This is a genomic window from Mycobacterium sp. 852014-50255_SCH5639931, from assembly GCF_001665605.1.
GTDB classification, from domain to species: Bacteria; Actinomycetota; Actinomycetes; order Mycobacteriales; family Mycobacteriaceae; genus Mycobacterium; species Mycobacterium paraffinicum.
On record NZ_LZSV01000035.1, the window covers coordinates 321984 to 340046 of the forward strand.

Below are 18063 nucleotides of genomic sequence, written 5' to 3' on the forward strand. Positions count from 1 at the left end.
CCGGCCTGGTTCAGCAATGTGCGGCTACGGTCAGAGGGCATCGGTTCCGCGTTCACCCGTGCGCACGCGCACAATGGTTTCCACGGGGGTTACCCAGACTTTGCCATCACCGATCTTGCCGGTGCGCGCCGCCCGGACGATGCTGTCCACGACCTTGTCCACGATGGAATCGTCGACCACCACCTCGATTCGCACCTTCGGCACGAAATCCACCGAGTACTCAGCACCCCGGTAAACCTCGGTGTGGCCCTTCTGCCGCCCGTACCCTTGAATTTCGCTGACCGTCATCCCCAGGACGCCCGCGTCCTCGAGGCTGGTCTTCACGTCATCGAGGGTGAACGGCTTCACAATTGCGGTGACTAGCTTCATGCTTGCTCTGCCTCCACTTTGTCGCCCACTCGATCCTCCTCCAGGCCGTTGCGGTCATCCACCGGAGTCCGCGCCGCCGGGAGAACGGATCCTTGCCCGCCGATCGTTCCGAAATCGTACGCGCTCTCCGCGTGCTCAGACTCGTCGATGCCGGTTGATTCTTCCTCGGCGCCGACACGCAACCCGATCGTGTACTTCAGGATCAAAGCCAAGATCAGCGTGACGATGCCGGAGTAGAAGAGGACGGCGAAGGCGCCGACCGCCTGCCGCTCCAGCTGGGCCCAGCCGCCGCCGTAGAACAACCCCTTCGATACACCGGCCACCCCGTTGATCGCAGTGGACTCCGGCGCGGCGAGCAGGCCGACCAGCAGTGTGCCCGCCAGACCGCCGACCATGTGCACCCCGACCACGTCGAGCGAGTCGTCGAAGCCGAACCGGAATTTCAGTCCGACGGCGAGCGCGCACACCACTCCGGCCACCGCGCCGACGACGATCGCGCCCAGGATGTTGACCGACGAGCAGGACGGCGTGATCGCGACCAGCCCCGCGACGATGCCGGACGCCGCTCCCAGCGTCGTGGGCTTTCCGTCGCGGATGCGCTCGGTCAGCAGCCAGGCGAGCATGCCCGTGGCCGTGGCGACCGTGGTGGTCATGAACGTCGCACCGGCGGAGCCGTTGGAGCTGGTCGCCGAACCGGCGTTGAACCCGAACCAACCGAACCACAGCAAGCCGGCGCCGAGCATGACGAAGGGCAGGTTGTGCGGCCGGAACATCGTCGTGGGCCACCCGCGGCGCTTGCCCAGGACGATGGCCAGCGCCAGGCCGGCCACACCGGAGTTGATATGGACCGCGGTCCCTCCGGCGAAGTCGATGGCGTGCAGCTTGTTGTTGATCCAGCCACCGTGCTCGGACGCGAAGCCGTCGGCGGCGAAGACCCAGTGCGCCACCGGGAAGTAGACCAACGTCGCCCACAGCCCGGCGAACACCAGCCACGCGGTGAACTTGAGCCGATCGGCCACCGCGCCCGAGATCAGCGCGACGGTGATGATCGCGAACATCAGCTGGAAGGCCACGAACACCGTCGCGGGCATGGTGCCGGCCAGCGGGATGTCGACCTGCGTGACGCCCTTGCTCGGGTCCGCCTTGACGGCGTTGCCGCCGATAAGCTTTGCCAGGCCCCAGTAATCGGTCGGGTTTCCTACGACGCCGCCCCGGTCGTCACCGAACGACATTGAGTAGCCGTAGAGCACCCAGAGCACGGTCACCACACCCATGGCGCTGATGCTCATCATGATCATGTTGAGCACGCTTCTGGTGCGCACCATGCCGCCGTAGAAGAACGCAAGACCCGGCGTCATCAACAGCACTAGCGCGGAACTCGCCAACATCCAGGCGGTATCGCCGGTATCTGGTTGGCCCAATTGCGGGAATGCCACTCGCTCACCTCCGGTCGGACATGAATGGCCGTCAGGCGACGCCTGTGGCCTGCGAGAACCATGCTCAATGGTTGTTTCAGCAGTGGGGCCGCCGTGTTTCGGCGGTATTAACGTCGCGCTCGCCGTGTAAGGGGTTTCAGCCGAGCAGGGCGTCGACGAAGGCGCCCGGCTCGAACGGCGCCAGATCGTCGGGACCTTCCCCGAGCCCGACCAGCTTCACCGGTACCCCGAGTTCCTGTTGGACGCGGAATACGATGCCGCCCTTGGCCGTACCGTCCAGCTTGGTCAGCACCGCGCCGGTGATCTCGACGACCTCGGCGAACACCCGCGCCTGGGCCAGTCCGTTCTGTCCGATGGTGGCGTCGAGCACCAGCAGCACCTCGTCGACCGCGGCGCGTCGTGTTACCACGCGTTTAACCTTGTCGAGCTCGTCCATCAGCCCGACCTTGGTGTGCAGCCGGCCTGCGGTGTCGATGAGCACCACGTCGGCGCCCGACGCGATGCCCTTGTCGACGGCGTCGAACGCCACCGACGCCGGGTCGGCGCCTTCGGGCCCGCGCACCACCTCAGCGCCCACCCGGGACGCCCAGGTTTGCAGTTGGTCGGCGGCCGCGGCCCGGAAGGTGTCGGCGGCGCCGAGCACGACGCGGCGTCCGTCGGCCACCAGCACCCGGGCCAATTTGCCTACGGTGGTGGTCTTTCCGGTGCCGTTCACGCCGACGACCAGCAGCACCGATGGGTGGTCATCGTGCGGCAGCGCGCGGATCGAGCGGTCCATGTCGGGGTGCAGCTCCCGGATCAGCACGTCGCGCAGTACGGCCTTCGCGTCGGCCTCGGTGCGGACATCGCTGCCGGCCAGGCGGGCGCGCAGCTGCGCCATCACCGACTCGGTGACCACTGGGCCGAGGTCGGCGACCAGCAGGGTGTCCTCGACGTCCTGCCAGGCGTCTTCGTCCAGGTCGCCGCCGCCGATCAGGCCCAGCACGCTGCGCCCCAGCGCGTTCTGCGACCTGGCCAGCCGGCCGCGAAGGCGCTCGAGGCGGCCTTCGGGCGGCGCGATGGCCTCGATCTCTGGGGCCGCTGGCGGCGGCTCGGGGGCCGGCGGGTGCGGGGGCGCCGGTGCTACCGGCGGCGGGGCGGGGGTCTCCAGGGTCTCCGGTTCGGGGAGCTCGACCTCCGAGATGGTGCGCCGCGGCGCGTCGCGAGGAATGGTGGCGTCGTCGCCCACCGCGGGCAGGCCCGTGGTGTCGAGCCGATCGGCCGTTGCGGTCTGGCTGAAGGCGATGCCGGACGACGCGGTGTAGCCGCCCGAGCGGTCGATCGCGCCGGGCTCTGGCTTGGCCGTGAAGGTGATGCGTCGGCGGCGGTACCGCACCAGCCCCAGGACCAGCGCCGCGATGACAACCAGGACAGCGACGACCGCGACGGCGATCCAAAGACCTTGGGACACGCTGACATTGTTTCAGGGGCGCGACGCCGCGCGGTCGGCGCGGGGTCTGCGCCGCTACGAAGACTGCGAGACCAGCTGCTCCACCTGCTGCCCGCGCATCCGCTGTGAGATCACCGCGGTGATGCCGTCGCCCTGCATGGTCACGCCGTACAGCGCGTCGGCGACCTCCATCGTCGGCTTCTGGTGGGTGATGATGATCAGCTGCGACCGGGCCCTCAGCAGCTCGAACAAGCTGATCAGCCGGCGCAGGTTGGTGTCGTCGAGCGCGGCCTCCACCTCGTCCATGATGTAGAACGGCGACGGGCGGGCGCGGAAGATGGCCACCAGCATCGCCACCGCGGTCAGCGCCTTCTCGCCACCGGACAGCAACGAGAGCCGGGTGATCTTCTTGCCGGGCGGACGCGCCTCCACCTCGATGCCGGTCGTGAGCATGTCGTCCGGATCGGTGAGCCGCAGCCGGCCCTCGCCGCCGGGGAACAGCACGGTGAAGACTTCCCGGAATTCGCGTTCCACGTCGACGAAGGCGTCGCTGAACACCTGCAGGATGCGGGCATCGACGTCGGCGACGACGTCGAGCAGGTCTTTGCGGGCCGCCTTGACGTCCTCGAGCTGCGTGGACAGGAAGTTGTAGCGCTCCTCCAGGGCGGCGAACTCCTCCAGCGCCAGCGGGTTGACCCGGCCCAGCTCCGCGAGTTCCCGCTCGGCGCGTTTGGCCCGCCGCTCCTGGGTGGCCCGGTCATACGGCATCGGAGCGGGCGCGACCACTTGCTCACCGCGTTCCCGCGCTTGCTCGAATTCGGCCATCTCGAGCTCGGTGGGCGGCAGGGCCACCTCCGGCCCATACTCGGCGATCAGGTCGGGCGGCGCCATGCCGAACTGCTCGAGCACCATCTGTTCCAGCTGCTCGATGCGCATCGCCGCCTGCGCGTTGGCCACCTCGTCGCGGTGCAGCGAGTCGGTGAGGGTGGCCACCCGGGCGCTCAACGCGTTCACCTCTTCGCGCACCGCCGCCATCGCCGTCGCGCGCTCCTGGCGTTCGGCCGCCAGCGCGTCGCGGATCTTCGACGCCGCCGCGACCACCCAGTCCAGCCGCTGCGCCAGCAACCGGCCGGCGTCGGCCACCGCGGCGGCGACGGCGGCCGCGCGCAGCCGCGCCTCGCGCGCCTGTTGAGCCCGCAGCCGTGCCTCGCGTTCGGCGGCCGCGGCACGGCGCAGCGAATCCGCGCGCCCGCGCACCGCATTGGCCCGCTCCTCGGCGGTTCGCACCGCCAGCCGGGCCTCCACCTCGGCGCTGCGGGCGGCCTCCGCGGCGGCGGCGATCCGCCGACGGACCTCCGCATGGTCGGGCCGGTCCGCGTCCACGTGCTGCGTCTCTTGAGCGTTGCGCAGCCGGTTTTCCAGTTCGGTGACTTCCTCGAGCGTCTGCGCGCGACCGGATTCGAGCTCCTCGCGCTGCCGCAGCAGCCTGCTCCACTCGTCTTCGGTCGAGCGGGCCTCCTGCCCGAGCCGGCCCAGTTGCTCGTACATCGCCGAGATCGCGGTGTCGGATTCGTTGAGCGCGGCCAATGCCTGTTCGGCGGAGTCCTGGCGGGCGGCCTGCTCGGTCAGCGCACCCGAGAGCGCCGCGGTCAGCTGGGCGACCTGCGACTCCGCGGCGGCCAGCTCGCTGCCGGCTTTGTCGATTTCCGAGGCCACCTCGAGCGTGGACAACTTGCGGTCCGAGCCCCCGCTCACCCAGCCGGCGCCCACCAGGTCGCCGTCGAGCGTGACCGCGCGCAACTGCGGTCGCGCCGCCACCAGCTCAAGCGCCTGATCCAGGTCGTCGACCACCGCGACCCCCGAGAGCATCGCCGTGATGGCACCGCGCAGCCGCGCGGGCGCCTCGATCAGGTCCAGCGCCCACCAGGCGGTGCCCGGCAGGGCGTCACGCGCCGCGGGGTGGTCGGCGGGCCAGTCGCCGAGCACCAGCGCCGCGCGGCCGCCGTCGGCCTGTTTGAGGGCGGCGACGGCGGACCGGGCCGCGCCGAAGCTTTCGGCGGCCAGCGCGTCGGCCGCCGATCCCAGCACCGCGGCCAGCGCCGCCTCATAGCCGGAGCGGACCTTGACCAACTTCGCGATTGGCCCGAAAAGTCCTGCCTGAGAATGATTTTCGGTAAGCCAGGCCGCGCCGTCCTTGCGCTCCAGCCCGACCGACAGCGCGTCGATGCGCGCCCGCAGCGAGGCCACCCGGCGTTCGGCGTCGCGTTCGGCGGATTGCAGTTCGACAACGCGCGCGTCGGCCAACCGCAACGCGGCGACGGTCCGCTCGTGGTGCTCGTCCAGACCCACCTCACCCTGGTCGAGTTCGCCGACGCGTCCCTGCACGGTTTCGAATTCCGCCTTGGACTGCTGCGCGCGGGCGGCGGCCTGTTCGATGCGTTCGGACAGCCGCGCGACGCTGTCGTCGATCGATTCGACGCGCGCCCGCATGGTCTCCACCTGACCGGCCAGCCGCGCCAGGCCCTCACGCCGGTCCGCCTCGGCCCGCACCGCCGCCAGGTGGGCCCGGTCGGCCTCGGCGGCCTCGCGCTCACGCTCGCCCAGTTCGGCGCGGGCGGCATCGAGCCGCGTGCGCGTCTCCGCTAATTCGGCCAGCAATTGCTGCTCGGCGACGGCAACCCGCTCGGCCTCGGCTTCCAACTCTTCAGGCTTTCTGGGGTCGTTGTCGCTGGGCGGTGCGGGTTCCACGTCGAGATGGTGCGCGCGTTCGCTGGCGATGCGGACCGTCGCGGCCACCCGTTCGGCCAGCGCGGACAGCCCGAACCAGGTGTGCTGCACGGATTCGGCGCGAACCGACAGTTCGGCCACCGCCGCCTCGTGCGCGGTGAGCTCCTCGGACGCCACGGCCAGGCGGGCGGCGGCCTCGTCGTGCTCGCGGCGGATGGCGGCCTCGGCCTCGAAGATGGCGTCGCGCTGCACCTGCCGGCTGACCAGGTCGTCGGCGGCCAGCCGCAACCGGGCGTCGCGCAGGTCGGCCTGGATGGTCTGGGCGCGACGGGCCACCTCGGCCTGGCGGCCCAGCGGTTTGAGCTGGCGGCGCAGCTCGGTGGTCAGGTCGGTGAGCCGGGCCAGGTTCGCCGACATCGCGTCCAGTTTGCGGAGGGCCTTCTCCTTGCGCTTGCGGTGCTTGAGCACGCCGGCGGCCTCTTCGATGAAAGCGCGCCGGTCCTCGGGCCGCGACTGCAGGATCTCGTCGAGCTTGCCCTGCCCCACGATGACGTGCATCTCGCGGCCGATCCCGGAGTCGCTCAGCAGTTCTTGCACATCCATCAAACGGCAACTGGCGCCGTTGATTTCGTATTCGCTGGCGCCATCACGAAACATGCGGCGGGTGATCGACACCTCGGAGTATTCGATCGGCAGCGCGTTGTCGGAGTTGTCGATCGTGACCGTGACTTCGGCGCGGCCCAGCGGGGCCCGCGACGAGGTGCCGGCGAAGATGACGTCTTCCATCTTGCCGCCGCGCAGGGTCTTTGCTCCCTGCTCCCCCATCACCCAGGCCAGGGCGTCGACGACGTTGGATTTGCCGGAACCGTTGGGCCCGACGACCGCGGTGATGCCCGGCTCGAAACGCAGAGTCGTCGGCGATGCGAAGGACTTGAAGCCCTTCAGCGTCAGACTCTTGAGGTACACGGCGAGCCAGACTACCGCTCAAATCGCCCGTGCCGCCCTCACCGAGGGGTGTCGCCTGGGTCGAAATACGGCCGCTGAACACAGTCGACGCACTGGCCACAGTGACCACATCAGTCACGGGAACAGACGCGATGCCGGGCGCTGAAAGGTGATAGCGCCGGCGGTATCACGTTCAGGCGTCAGCGCTCGACGAAGCCTTCGTAACGTTCCTGCGGCTGCGACCAGTCGGCGACGACCTTCTCGACGCGGCCCGGCCTGGACGGCCACGACTCGCCGCCTTCCAGCAGCGCCAGCAGCTTCTCGCCGGCCTCGCGCGGCCCCTGAGCGACCACCAGGACGCGGCCGTCGGCCTGGTTGGCCGCGTAACCGGTCAGGCCCAGCTCGAGCGCCCGGCAGCGCGTCCACCAGCGAAAGCCGACGCCGTGGACCGTCCCGTGCACCCAGGCGGTGAGCCGGACGTCAGGATCCGACATCGGCGACCTTGAAATTGACCTGCGTACCGGCTTTCAGCGTGCGCCCCACGGTGCAGACCAGGTCGATCGCCCGATCGACCACCACCAGCAGCCGCTCCTTCTCCTCCGAGGAGAGTCCGGACAGGTCGAGCTCGAGCGTCTCTTCCAGGAGTGGATAGACCTCGTTTTCGCGGTCGGCGGCCCCGGACACCCTGACCACCGCTTTGTAGTCGTCGCCGAGCCGGCGGGCGAGCGGCTGGTCGCTGGACATCCCGCTGCACGCGCCGAGCGCGATCTTCAGCAGCTCACCGGGGGTGAACACGCCCTCGACGTCCTCCGAGCCGATGAGGACCTGCGCACCGCGCGAGCTGTATCCGGTGTAACGGCGCGATCCCGTGCGCTCCACCCAGAGTTCGGTCATGCCCTACTTTTTACCGGGCGTGCTTTCACCGCGCCCTGGGCATACTGCGTTTCATGGCCACCGTGGTCGCCTTCCACGCACATCCCGACGACGAGGTGATCCTCACCGGAGGGACGCTCGCACGTGCGGCGGCAGGCGGGCATCGCGTGGTCGTCGTCACCGCAACCGACGGGCGCGTGCACAACGAGGAAAGCGGTTTTCGGCTGGACGAATTGCGTTCGAGCGCCGACATTTTGGGAGCGCGGCGGGTTGAGTGCCTTGGCTATGCCGATAGCGGATATGGCCCGGTGTTCTACCCGGATCCGCCGGGGCGGGTCCGCTTCGGGCGAGCAAACGTCGAGGAGGCGGCGCAGCGGCTCGCGGCAATACTCAGCGAGGAAGACGCGGACCTCCTGCTCAGCTATCAGCCCAACGGCGGCTACGGCCACCGGGATCATGTCCAGGTGCATCACGTTGGCAAGCGGGGCGCCGAACTCGCGGCGACCCCGCGAGTGCTGGAGGCGACTATGCCGCGCGAATTACTTGTGCGCGTCGGCCATCTCGCCAGTCTGCTGCGGCTGCCGGCGCCCTACGAGCCGCACATCGCCCGCACCGCGTACGCGCCGCGGGCGAGCATCACCCACCGCATCGACGTCTTCGGATTCGCGCGCCAGAAGCGAGACGCGTTCGCCGCCCACCGCTCACAGATCGGTGACTCCGGCGTGGCCGCCCGCATGTACGGGGTCCTGCTTCGACTGCCACCTCAGGCGTTCGGCCTGCTGTTTCCCCGCGAGTGGTTCGTCGACCCGGCCCTGCCCACGGGGTCCGCGCGCCGGGACATCTTCGATTGATCCGCCGTCGGCCCGCTCGGCGTGCCGCCGCCGTGGGTGAACACCCAAAGCCCCACGCGCACAATCAAAGCCGCGGCCTCGGCTGACATCTCGGGCAGTAGAACGACGACCGGTTCATGAACTTCTCCCGGCGCATCACCGCGCCGCAGCGCCGGCAGCTCTGCCCCTCGCGGCCATAGGCGTCCAGCGACCGGTCGAAATAGCCCGATTCGCCGTTGACGTTGATATACAGCGAGTCGAACGACGTCCCGCCTTGCGCCAGCGCGTCGCGCATCACGTCGGCCGCGGCGTCTAGGACGGCGGCCAGCTGGCGGCGGCTCAACCCGGCGGCGATCCGGGCGCCGTTGACCTTGGCCCGCCACAGCGCCTCGTCGGCATAGATGTTGCCGATGCCCGAAACCACCGTTTGGTCGAGGAGCTGCCGCTTGATCTCGGAATGCTTGCGCCGCAGGACATTAACGACAGCATCGCGGTCGAAGAGCGGGTCCAGCGGGTCGCGGGCGAGGTGCGCGACGGGGACCGGGACGATGCTGCCGTCCACGCTCACCAGATCGGCAAGCATCCACCCGCCGAAGGTGCGCTGGTCGGCGAAGCTCAGCACTGTTCCGTCGTCGAGCAGCGCGGAGATGCGGACGTGGTCGGCGCGCGGCACTTCCCCCAGCAGCATCTGGCCGCTCATGCCGAGGTGCACGACGAGCGCGGTGTCCGGTTGGTCCGGACCGTCGAGCAGCAGCCAGAGGTACTTGCCGCGCCGATCGGTGCCGGTGATCCGGGCGTCGAGCAGCCGGGCGGTGAGGTCGGCAGGCCCGGCCTCGTGCCGGCGCACCGCGCGCGGGTGGTGCACTCGGACGGCGGTGATGGTCCTGCCCACGACGCGGGCCTGCAAGCCGCGGCGGACCACCTCGACTTCGGGCAGTTCGGGCATCTAATTCCCGGGAACCGCCGTGTCCAGCACTTCCAGCGCTTTCCAGGTGGCCGCCGCGGCCTTCTGCTCGGCTTCCTTCTTGGAGCGCCCCACGCCAGAGCCGTATTCGGTGTCCATCACGACGACGACGGCGGTGAATTCCTTGTCGTGGTCCGGGCCGGTGGAGGTGACGACGTAGGACGGCGCGCCCATGCCCCGCGCCGCGGTCAGCTCCTGCAGGCTGGTCTTCCAGTCCAGCCCGGCGCCCAGGGTCGGGGCCGCGTCCAGCAGCGCGCCGAACAATCGCAGGATCACCTCGCGGGCCGTGTCGATTCCGTGCTGCAGGTAGATGGCGCCCAGCAGCGATTCCATGCCGTCGGCCAGGATGCTCGACTTGTCGGCGCCGCCGGTGTTGGCTTCCCCGCGCCCGAGGTAGAGGTGCACGCCCAGGCCGTCCGCGGACAGCTTGCGCGCAACGTCGGCCAGCGCCTGAGTGTTGACGACGCTGGCCCGAAGCTTGGCCAGGTCGCCTTCAGAACGGTCGGGATGGCGGTGGTAGAGCTCGTCGGTGATGGTCAGGCCGAGTACGGCGTCGCCGAGGAATTCCAGCCGTTCGTTGGTCGGCAGCCCGCCGTGCTCGTAGGCGTAGCTGCGGTGCGTCAACGCCAGCGAGAGCAGCTCGTCAGGCAGCTCGACCCCGAGGGCATCGAGCAGGTCTTGCCGTGACGTCACTGCTCACCCCGCGCCGCGTCGGCCTCGGGAAACATGCCCGCCAGCTTGGACCACCGCGGGTCGATGGTGTCGTGGTGATGGTCCGGCTCGGCCGCGAGGGCAACGCCGCATTCGGGGCACAGCCCCGGGCAATCGGGCGTGCACACCGGCGAGAACGGCAGCTCCAGTCCCACGGCGTCGACGATCGACTGCTCGAGGTCGATGATGTCGTCGACGATGTGCCCGACCTCGTCCTCCTCGGTGGTCGCCTCGGTCGTGCTGTCGGGGTAGGCGAACAGTTCGGTCAACCGGATCTGCACGTGACCCTTGACCGGGGTCAGGCACCGGGAGCATTCGCCGGCGGTGGGCGCGTCCACCGTCCCCGTCACCAATACGCCCTCGGAGACCGACTGAACTTGCAGGTCGAGCTCCAACGGAGCGCCCGCCTCGATCGCGATCATGTCCAGCCCGATGCGCGACGGGGTGGGCACGGTCTTCCGCAGGGTCACCATCGCCCCGGGACGCCGCCCGAGCCGGGCGATGTCAATCGTCATCGGCGAGCTCAGATGGCGCCGCGAGGTGGTGCTGTGCTGCCGCGTCATATCAGAAATCCTACGGCGCGAACCGCACAATTCCAGGGCGCGGCCGCCCGGTTGACGCGCTAGCGCACCGCGTAGTCGTGCGTACCGGCCGCCGTCCGGAGTTGGTGACGGCCGCGCCCGACTGAGCGCAGGGTGCCGTTGAGGAATTCCTCGAACTCGGCGAGCTTGTTGTCGACGTAGATGTCGCACTCACCGCGCAGCCGGTCGGCCTCGGCATGCGCCGAGTCGATGAGACGCGTGGCCTCGGCGTTCGCCGCCTCCACCACGCTGTTCTGGGACACCAGGCGCTGCTGCTCCTTGATGCCCTCCTGGACGGCCTTCTCGTACGAGATGTTGCCGTTCTCGAGCAGCCGGTCGGCCTCGGCCTGCGCGCGGCCGACGCTGGCCTCGTACTCCCGTTTGGCCGCCGTGGCGATGCGCATCGACTCCTCGCGGGCCTCGCCGACCATCCGCTCGCTGTGCTGGCGAGCCTCGCTCACCATGCGGTCGGCCTGCGCTTTTGCGTCCGACAGCAGCCGGTCGGCCTCCGCACGGGCATGGTTGAGCATCGAATCCGACTCGGTGGTCGCCGAGGAAACCATGGATTCGGCGTGCGACTTGGCGTCCTGCAGCATCGAGTCGCGCGCGTCGAGCACATCCTGCGCGTCGTCCAGCTCGCCGGGGATCGCATCCTTGATGTCGTCGATCAGTTCCAGCACGTCACCGCGAGGCACCACGCAGCCGGCCGTCATCGGAACGCCGCGTGCTTCTTCAACGATGGCGCTCAATTCGTCGAGCGCTTCAAAGACTCTGTACACGGCCACATCCTCCTGGCGTCTGCAAAAACCCTGTTGTTACCAGTGTGCCTGGTGTTGCCTTTGTGACAGTGGTGGCGAGGCCGGTGTGTCGGACATTTGACCGCGACAACGACGCGAAACGCCGCCGAAAACCGGCTGCGGCCTCGCCGTCATCAGTGAAATGCATCGAAACGCCCGTCCGCGCCACCAAGGCTGGTTGCACCTGTTGCGGCCATTCTAGGGATCGCGGCGGCTCCAGGCGCTGGCCAGCGCACTTTGCAGCGGTTGACCTATACCCCCATGGGGTATAAGTTTGGGGCCCAGCCCATCGAAGGGGAAGGATTAGAACTCGTGCTAGCAGCGGTCGGACACGCCTTGGCGGTGGCGGGATCGATGACGTGGGAAATCCTGTGGGCGCTGATCTTGGGGTTTGCCCTGTCGGCGGTGGTGCAGGCGGTGGTGCGGCGCTCCACCATCGTGGCGCTGCTGGGCGACGACCGGCCGCGCACCTTGGCGCTGGCCGCCGGCCTCGGTGCGGCGTCGTCGTCGTGCTCGTACGCCGCGGTCGCGTTGGCCCGATCACTCTTCCGCAAGGGCGCCAGCTTCACCGCCGCCATGGCATTCGAGATCGGCTCTACCAACCTGGTGGTGGAACTGGGCATCATCCTGGCCCTGCTGATGGGCTGGCAGTTCACCGCCGCGGAATTCGTCGGCGGCCCGCTGATGATCGTGGTGCTCGCCGTGTTGTTCCGGTTGTTCGTGCGATCTCGGCTTATCGATGCCGCCCGTGAGCAGGCCGACCGCGGAATCGCCGGCTCGATGGAAGGCCATGCGGCCATGGACATGTCCATCAAGAAGCAGGGCTCGTTCGCTCAGCGCCTCTTCTCCGCGGAGGGCTTCACTTCCGTTGCCCATGTGTTCGTGATGGAGTGGCTGGCGATCCTGCGTGACCTCGTCCTGGGCTTGTTGATCGCGGGGGCCATCGCGGCGTGGGTGCCCGAAAAGTTTTGGCAGGTCTTCTTTTTGGCCGACCACCCGGGCTGGTCGACGATATGGGGTCCGATCGTCGGACCAATCGTGGCGATCGTGTCCTTCGTGTGCTCGATCGGCAATGTGCCGTTGGCCGCGGTGCTGTGGAACGGGGGCATCAGTTTCGGCGGTGTCATCGCGTTCATTTACGCCGACCTGCTGATCCTGCCGATCCTCAACATCTACCGCAAGTACTACGGCACCAGGATGATGCTGACGCTGCTGGGCACGTTCTACGCCGCCATGGTCGCCGCCGGCTATCTGGTCGAATTGTTCTTCGGCGCAGCGAGTCTCATTCCGAAGCAGCGCAACGCCACGGTCATGGAAGCGACGATTTCGTGGAACTACACGACCTGGCTCAACATCGCCTTCCTTGCCGTCGCGGCCATACTGGTGGTCCGGTTTGTCGCGACGGGCGGAGTTCCGATGGCGCGGATGATGGGCGGCTCCCCCGAAGGTGGCCACGACCACGATCACGAGTGCCACTAGCTGGCGGCGCAAATCCTCTGCGCGAGTGCGCGTTTGCGGTGCAGCGCTTCAGGAGCGGCCGGCAAGCTTTTCGCGCAGGCGGCGATTGACCGGTTCGGGCAGTAGTTCCGAGACGTCGCCGCCTAACAGCGCAACCTCTTTGGCCAAGGACGACGACACGAACGAATACCGCGGCGTCGTCGCGACGAAAAACGTGTCGACGCCGGCGATGTGCTTGTTCATCTGCGCCATCTGCAGCTCGTATTCGAAGTCGGTGCCGGTGCGCAGGCCCTTCACGATCGCGGTCATCCCCTGTGACCTGACGAAGTCCACCACCAGGCCCTGGCCGGCCTCGACGCGCAGGTTGGGCAGATGTGTCGTCGACTCGTTGATCATCGCGATCCGCTCGTCGAGCTCGAACATGCCCTTCTTGGCGGGATTGGTCAGGATCGCCACCACCACCTCGTCGAACTGAGCCGCCGCCCGTTCGAAGACGTCGATGTGGCCCAACGTCACTGGATCAAACGACCCCGGGCATACCGCGCCACTCATGACGAAAGACGGTACACGCCCGCCTCACAGTCGTTCGGCCATCTCCAAACGGGTGTCGCCATACACGCGCGGCGGCCAGACGGACCAGCCGGCCGGCCAGGTCAGCTCCGCGCCGAACGCCGCCCGCTCCACCACCGCCACTGTTCCGGCCTTCGTCCAGCCGTGCGTGTTCAAAGCGGCCAGCGCGGCTTCCACCTCGGCGGCCTCGACGTCGTAGGGCGGGTCGGCCAGAACGAGGTCGACCGGGCGCTGGGTCCCGGTCGCCAAGGCCGTCGCGACCGCGCCGCGGCGCACCGCCGCGCCGGGCAAACCGAGCGCGTCGATGTTGCGTGCGATGACCGAAGCGCTGCGCTGATCCGATTCCACAAACAGCGCCGAGGCGGCCCCACGCGACAGCGCCTCCAATCCCAGTGCGCCGGAACCGGCATAAAGGTCGAGCACCGCGATACCGTTCAGGTCACGCCGCACAGTCAAGATGTTGAAGAGCGACTCACGCACCCGGTCGGTGGTCGGCCTGGTCCCTCGCGGCGGGACGGCGATGCGCCGGCCGCCTGCCACGCCGCCGATGATCCGCGTCACCTGCCAACACTTACAGCAGCGTCGACCAATAGTCCCAGAACCGCGCCATGATCAGCAGAAACACCGCGGTGAACCACAGCGCGGCGATGGACCACCGCCATTGGTACAGCACCCACGCCACACCGCGTCCCCGGCGTTGCAGCGCCGGCCGGAACACGATCGAGGCGACGACAACGAGCAGCGTCATGGTGGCCGCCCAGACCACCATGCAGTACGGACACAACGCGCCGATGCTGTACAGGCTCTCGTAGATCAGCCAGTGCACGAACACCGCCCCGATCACCAGCCCGATCATCAGGCCGATCCAATACCATTGCGGCAAAGCCACTTTGGTCACCGCCAGCAGGCCGGTGACGACCACCACGGTGAACGCCCCCAGGCCGAGCAGCGGATTGGGGAATCCCAGCACCGACGCCTGCGGCGTGACCATCACCGAACCGCACGACAGGATCGGGTTGAAGTTGCACGACGGCACGTACGCCGGGTTGAGCAGGAGGTCGATCTTCTCCACGGTCAGCGTCGCGGAGGCCACCAAGCCGATCACACCGGCGATCAGCACCCACCACGCGCTCGGCACCGGCACGCGCGCTTCGGGACCCGATTCCGGTGTCAGGCCGGCGGTTTGGGCTGACACCGGAGTGGTCACGTGGCCGCGGGGGTCGCGGCGCCGTCGATGCCCGGCACGTCGCCCACGATGCTCTTGATCTTGGCGACCAGCGCATCGGGCGTGGACGGGTCGTAATCGTCGCCGTTGATCTTGATGGTCGGCGTGGCACTGATCTTCGCGGCCGCCGCCTCACCCGTGACCTTGGCGATGTACTTGCCGCTGTTGATGCAGTCGGGCACCTTGCCCACGACGCCGGCTTCGCGCGCGAGCTCGATCAACCGGGCATTGTCGGGAAAGCTGGTGCCGCGTTCGCTGGGCTGCAGGTCGGTGGTGAACAGCGCGGTGTGGAATCGGCGGAACGCGTCGAGGGACTCGTCGGCCACGCACAGGGCCGCGGCGCCCGCCCGCGACGAGTAGTTCTGGTTCCTGGAGTTATCGAGAATCGACACCATGGAGTAGTCGGCCGCAATGGCGCCGACGTCGATGAGCCTGGACACCGTCGGGCCGAAGGTGCGCTCGAAGTTGCCGCAGGCCGGGCAGAGGAAGTCCTCGTAGAACGTGACCACGGCCTTGGGGTTGCTCGTCCCGGGCTGGGTGACCAGCTTGCTCGACGTCACCCGCACCGTGTCGCCCGCGCCGATGGCGGCGGTCTTCTTGTGGTGCGTGACCACGATGTAGGAGACCAGCGCGACGAGGAAGATGACGACGACGGCGGTCCCGCCGATCTGGACGAGTCGGCCCGATTTACCGTCGGCGGCCTTCATGTCAAAGCGCGGGGGGCGTTTGGATTTGTCGGCCACAGTTTCCGTGATCCTTCGGTGCTCGGGTGTCGTTCGTTGGTGGACGTAACTCGTTCGTGGGCGCCTCTAGATTACCGGCGGCGACCGCGCAACAGGTCAGACCCGGCTCAGGTGGGCACGCAGCGCCGAAATCAACTCGGTGGTCGCGGCGGCGCTGCCGCCGCCGAGCTGGAACAGATTGGCGAAGCCGTGCGTCAGCGACCCCATGCACCGCAGATCGACCGCAGTCCCGGCGGCCTGCAGGGCCGCCGCGTAGCTCTCGCCTTCGTCGCGCAATGGGTCGAAACCGGCGACCGCGATCAGCGCGGGCGCCAGCCCGGCCAACGACTCGGCCAGCAGCGGCGATACCCGCGGGTCCGCCCGGTCGATGCCCGAACGCCTGAGGTATTGCGACTCGAACCAATCGATGTCGCGCTTGGTCAGCAGGAACCCGCGGGCGAACAGGCCGATCGAACGGGTCTGCGCGGTGAAGTCGGTCCGCGGGTAGATCAGCCACTGCAGCACGGGGGCGGGGTCACCCTCGTCGCGCGCCCGTTGGCAGACGACGGCGGCCAGGTTGCCGCCCGCACTGTCGCCGCCGACCGCGACCCGGCCTGGCGCGGCGCCGAGTTCCCCGGCGTGGTCGTATGCCCACCTGAAGGCGGCGTACGCGTCCTCGACCGCGGCCGGCGCCGGATGCTCGGGAGCCAGCCGGTAGTCGATCGACAGCACGTGTATGCCGGCGTCACGGCACGTCAACCGGCACAACGCGTCGTAGGAGTCCAAGTCGCCGATCGACCATCCGCCGCCGTGGTAGAAGACCAGCACGGGCGCGGACGCGCCGTCGGCGGGGCGGTAGTGCCGCGCCGGGATTTCGCCGGCGGGCCCCGGCAGCGATAGCTCCTGGACGTCGACGTGGATCTGCGGCCCGGGAAGCTCCAGCAACAGCTGGCGCAGCTGGGCGCGGGACGCGCCCGGGTCGTCGTCGACGACCAGGCCGTCGATGCCGACGGCGCGCAGACCGGAGAGCATCAGCTGCAGCGTGGGGTCCAGTGTGTTGCCGTCGATGGTCACCGAGCGGCCACCGAACAGCGCTCGCTTGGCGGGGGTCGGGATCCACGGAATGACCTTGACGCCGATCGTGGAGACCGCGCCCTGCATGCGACTGGCCAGGCGCATGGGCGTGTGCTTCACGCCGAGGTGCAGGTCCGGCGCGGGCACGCTCTTGGTCATGGGTACTCCCTCGAATAAAACGTCGTAACGCTCGACGCTGCCCGCCGTCGTCTCGAAGCCTTCCGGCCCCGGCGGCCACCGGTCAGTGCCCTTGGCGCTGGGCGCGCTGCGCGACCGACAGGGCAATTGCCGGTTCCGGTGCGCCGTGTGACCAACACTACGTGGTCACGATTATGCGAAATGCAGACCAGGGTCTGATAACACTGCGCGCCCCGCCCCGGCGTTTGACGAGGTGGTATTTTGCAGCCCGGTAATATCGCGCCGATGGAATGGCGTCGATCTCCTCGCTCGATGACGACATCCGGTTTGGTCCACGAACGTTCAATTTCATAGGCAGGTGAATACATTGGCTGGCGAGTCGGGCGTTGCCGTGCCCTCGATAGCTCTTAATGACGAAAACACGATGCCCGTCCTTGGCCTCGGCGTCGCGGATTTGTCGGAGGACGAGACCGAGCGCGCGGTCTCCGCGGCGCTGGAGATGGGCTGCCGGCTGATCGACACCGCCTCGGCCTACGGCAACGAAGCGGCCGTCGGCCGAGCGATTGCGTCCTCCGGGATTCCGCGTGCCGAACTGTTCGTCACCACCAAACTCGCCACCACCGACCACGGGTTCCTGCGATCGATGGAGGCCTGCAAGGAGAGCCTGGAGCGGCTGGGCCTGGATTATCTCGACCTGTACCTGATCCACTGGCCGGTCCCGGCACGAGGCGAATACGTGAATTCCTTCGGCGGGCTGATCCAGTGCCGCGGGGACGGGCTCGCGCGGTCGATCGGCGTCTCGAACTTCACCGACATACACGTGACGGACGTCATCGACCTGAGCTTTGTGACCCCGGTAGTCAACCAGGTCGAGTTGCACCCGCTGCTCAACCAGGAAGCGCTGCGCAAGACCAACGCCGAACACAACGTGGTTACCCAGGCCTACACGCCGCTGGCGCTCGGCAAGTTGAACGACAACCCGACGGTGACTTCCGTTGCCGGCGAATACGGCAAGACGCCGGCGCAGGTGCTGTTGCGGTGGAACCTGCAGCTGGGCAACGCGGTCGTCTTCCGGTCCGCCAATCCCGAGCACATCGCCGGGAACCTCGACGTCTTCGACTTCGAGTTGGCCGCCGAGCACATGGACGCCATCAACGGGCTCAACGACGGCACCCGGCTGCGCCCGGATCCCAACACCTACGACGGCACCTGAC

General features: G+C 68.3%; 18 protein-coding genes. 3 read left to right on the forward strand and 15 right to left on the reverse strand.

Annotation, left to right across the window (positions count from 1 at the left end; translation table 11 throughout):
- Positions 1 to 30: 30 nt before the first annotated feature.
- From glnB to A5758_RS22565, 6 genes are all read right to left on the reverse strand, one after another.
- Positions 31 to 369: a nitrogen regulatory protein P-II gene (glnB, locus tag A5758_RS22540; RefSeq protein WP_066952569.1), complete on the reverse strand. Its 339-nt coding sequence runs from the start codon at positions 367 to 369 to the stop codon at positions 31 to 33.
- Positions 366 to 1757, reverse strand: coding sequence for an ammonium transporter (locus tag A5758_RS22545; protein WP_067212312.1), 1392 nt, complete (start codon positions 1755 to 1757; stop codon positions 366 to 368). The genes glnB and A5758_RS22545 overlap by 4 nt, the downstream gene beginning before the upstream one ends.
- Before the next feature lie 184 nt (positions 1758 to 1941).
- Entirely contained in the window at positions 1942 to 3255 is a 1314-nt protein-coding gene (ftsY, locus tag A5758_RS22550; protein WP_067744593.1) for a signal recognition particle-docking protein FtsY, read from the reverse strand.
- A gap of 54 nt (positions 3256 to 3309) precedes the next feature.
- Positions 3310 to 6927, reverse strand: a complete 3618-nt coding sequence (gene smc, locus A5758_RS22555; protein ID WP_067744596.1) for a chromosome segregation protein SMC — start codon at positions 6925 to 6927, stop codon at positions 3310 to 3312.
- 179 nt (positions 6928 to 7106) lie between these two features.
- Positions 7107 to 7400, reverse strand: a complete 294-nt coding sequence (locus A5758_RS22560; protein WP_067744599.1) for an acylphosphatase — start codon at positions 7398 to 7400, stop codon at positions 7107 to 7109.
- Positions 7387 to 7800: an OsmC family protein gene (locus A5758_RS22565; RefSeq protein ID WP_067199728.1), complete on the reverse strand. Its 414-nt coding sequence runs from the start codon at positions 7798 to 7800 to the stop codon at positions 7387 to 7389. The genes A5758_RS22560 and A5758_RS22565 overlap by 14 nt, the downstream gene beginning before the upstream one ends.
- Positions 7801 to 7853: 53 nt before the next feature.
- Between A5758_RS22565 and A5758_RS22570 the strand changes: the two genes are divergently transcribed.
- Positions 7854 to 8630 carry a PIG-L deacetylase family protein gene (locus A5758_RS22570; protein ID WP_067199731.1) on the forward strand — a complete coding sequence of 259 codons (777 nt, stop codon included), beginning with the start codon at positions 7854 to 7856 and terminating at the stop codon, positions 8628 to 8630.
- Positions 8631 to 8694: 64 nt separating this feature from the next.
- Here A5758_RS22570 and mutM read toward each other — a convergent pair whose 3' ends face one another.
- From mutM to sepIVA, 4 genes are read right to left on the reverse strand one after another with little or no spacing between them, the layout of a single operon-like run.
- Positions 8695 to 9555, reverse strand: a complete 861-nt coding sequence (mutM, locus tag A5758_RS22575) for a DNA-formamidopyrimidine glycosylase (protein ID WP_067744602.1) — start codon at positions 9553 to 9555, stop codon at positions 8695 to 8697.
- The gene (rnc, locus tag A5758_RS22580; protein WP_067199736.1) at positions 9556 to 10266 is read right to left on the reverse strand and encodes a ribonuclease III; all 711 of its coding nucleotides are present in this window, start codon (positions 10264 to 10266) and stop codon (positions 9556 to 9558) included. It abuts the gene before it with no gap.
- Positions 10263 to 10847 (reverse strand): DUF177 domain-containing protein, encoded by a 585-nt coding sequence (locus tag A5758_RS22585; protein WP_197504019.1) that lies wholly within the window; start codon positions 10845 to 10847, stop codon positions 10263 to 10265. The genes rnc and A5758_RS22585 overlap by 4 nt, the downstream gene beginning before the upstream one ends.
- 59 nt (positions 10848 to 10906) lie before the next feature.
- On the reverse strand, positions 10907 to 11644 hold the full coding sequence (gene sepIVA / locus A5758_RS22590; protein WP_067199853.1) for a cell division protein SepIVA: 738 nt from the start codon (positions 11642 to 11644) through the stop codon (positions 10907 to 10909).
- Positions 11645 to 11923: 279 nt separating this feature from the next.
- On the opposite strand from sepIVA, the gene A5758_RS22595 reads away from it, so the two are divergent.
- Positions 11924 to 13141, forward strand: a complete 1218-nt coding sequence (locus tag A5758_RS22595; RefSeq protein WP_067744605.1) for a permease — start codon at positions 11924 to 11926, stop codon at positions 13139 to 13141.
- A gap of 48 nt (positions 13142 to 13189) precedes the next feature.
- Here A5758_RS22595 and coaD read toward each other — a convergent pair whose 3' ends face one another.
- The 5 genes from coaD to A5758_RS22620 form a co-directional block, all read right to left on the reverse strand.
- Positions 13190 to 13672 carry a pantetheine-phosphate adenylyltransferase gene (coaD, locus tag A5758_RS22600; RefSeq protein WP_066952547.1) on the reverse strand — a complete coding sequence of 161 codons (483 nt, stop codon included), beginning with the start codon at positions 13670 to 13672 and terminating at the stop codon, positions 13190 to 13192.
- 24 nt (positions 13673 to 13696) lie between these two features.
- A complete protein-coding gene (rsmD, locus tag A5758_RS22605; RefSeq protein ID WP_067744608.1) occupies positions 13697 to 14251 on the reverse strand; it encodes a 16S rRNA (guanine(966)-N(2))-methyltransferase RsmD in 555 nt (184 codons plus the stop codon).
- A gap of 10 nt (positions 14252 to 14261) precedes the next feature.
- Positions 14262 to 14885, reverse strand: coding sequence for a vitamin K epoxide reductase family protein (locus tag A5758_RS22610; RefSeq protein WP_197503642.1), 624 nt, complete (start codon positions 14883 to 14885; stop codon positions 14262 to 14264).
- Between the two features lie 8 nt (positions 14886 to 14893).
- Positions 14894 to 15658, reverse strand: a complete 765-nt coding sequence (locus tag A5758_RS22615; RefSeq protein WP_067199749.1) for a DsbA family protein — start codon at positions 15656 to 15658, stop codon at positions 14894 to 14896.
- A gap of 96 nt (positions 15659 to 15754) precedes the next feature.
- Positions 15755 to 16870, reverse strand: coding sequence for an alpha/beta hydrolase (locus tag A5758_RS22620; RefSeq protein ID WP_067744611.1), 1116 nt, complete (start codon positions 16868 to 16870; stop codon positions 15755 to 15757).
- 346 nt (positions 16871 to 17216) lie between these two features.
- Here A5758_RS22620 and A5758_RS22625 point away from each other — a divergent pair, with 346 nt between their 5' ends.
- Positions 17217 to 18062, forward strand: coding sequence for an aldo/keto reductase (locus tag A5758_RS22625; RefSeq protein WP_156622753.1), 846 nt, complete (start codon positions 17217 to 17219; stop codon positions 18060 to 18062).
- The last annotated feature ends 1 nt before the right edge of the window (position 18063 follow it).

Bases quoted from the DNA above. Each gene is read 5' to 3' on its own strand.
- A5758_RS22595 (WP_067744605.1), top strand. From the start codon at position 11,924: ATGGGGTATAAGTTTGGGGCCCAGCCCATCGAAGGGGAAGGATTAGAA.
- A5758_RS22565 (WP_067199728.1), bottom strand. From the start codon at position 7,800: ATGACCGAACTCTGGGTGGAGCGCACGGGATCGCGCCGTTACACCGGA.
- glnB (WP_066952569.1), bottom strand. From the start codon at position 369: ATGAAGCTAGTCACCGCAATTGTGAAGCCGTTCACCCTCGATGACGTG.
- A5758_RS22560 (WP_067744599.1), bottom strand. From the start codon at position 7,400: ATGTCGGATCCTGACGTCCGGCTCACCGCCTGGGTGCACGGGACGGTC.
- A5758_RS22620 (WP_067744611.1), bottom strand. From the start codon at position 16,870: ATGACCAAGAGCGTGCCCGCGCCGGACCTGCACCTCGGCGTGAAGCAC.
- A5758_RS22570 (WP_067199731.1), top strand. From the start codon at position 7,854: ATGGCCACCGTGGTCGCCTTCCACGCACATCCCGACGACGAGGTGATC.
- mutM (WP_067744602.1), bottom strand. From the start codon at position 9,555: ATGCCCGAACTGCCCGAAGTCGAGGTGGTCCGCCGCGGCTTGCAGGCC.
- coaD (WP_066952547.1), bottom strand. From the start codon at position 13,672: ATGAGTGGCGCGGTATGCCCGGGGTCGTTTGATCCAGTGACGTTGGGC.
- A5758_RS22545 (WP_067212312.1), bottom strand. From the start codon at position 1,757: ATGTTGGCGAGTTCCGCGCTAGTGCTGTTGATGACGCCGGGTCTTGCG.
- A5758_RS22585 (WP_197504019.1), bottom strand. From the start codon at position 10,847: ATGACGCGGCAGCACAGCACCACCTCGCGGCGCCATCTGAGCTCGCCG.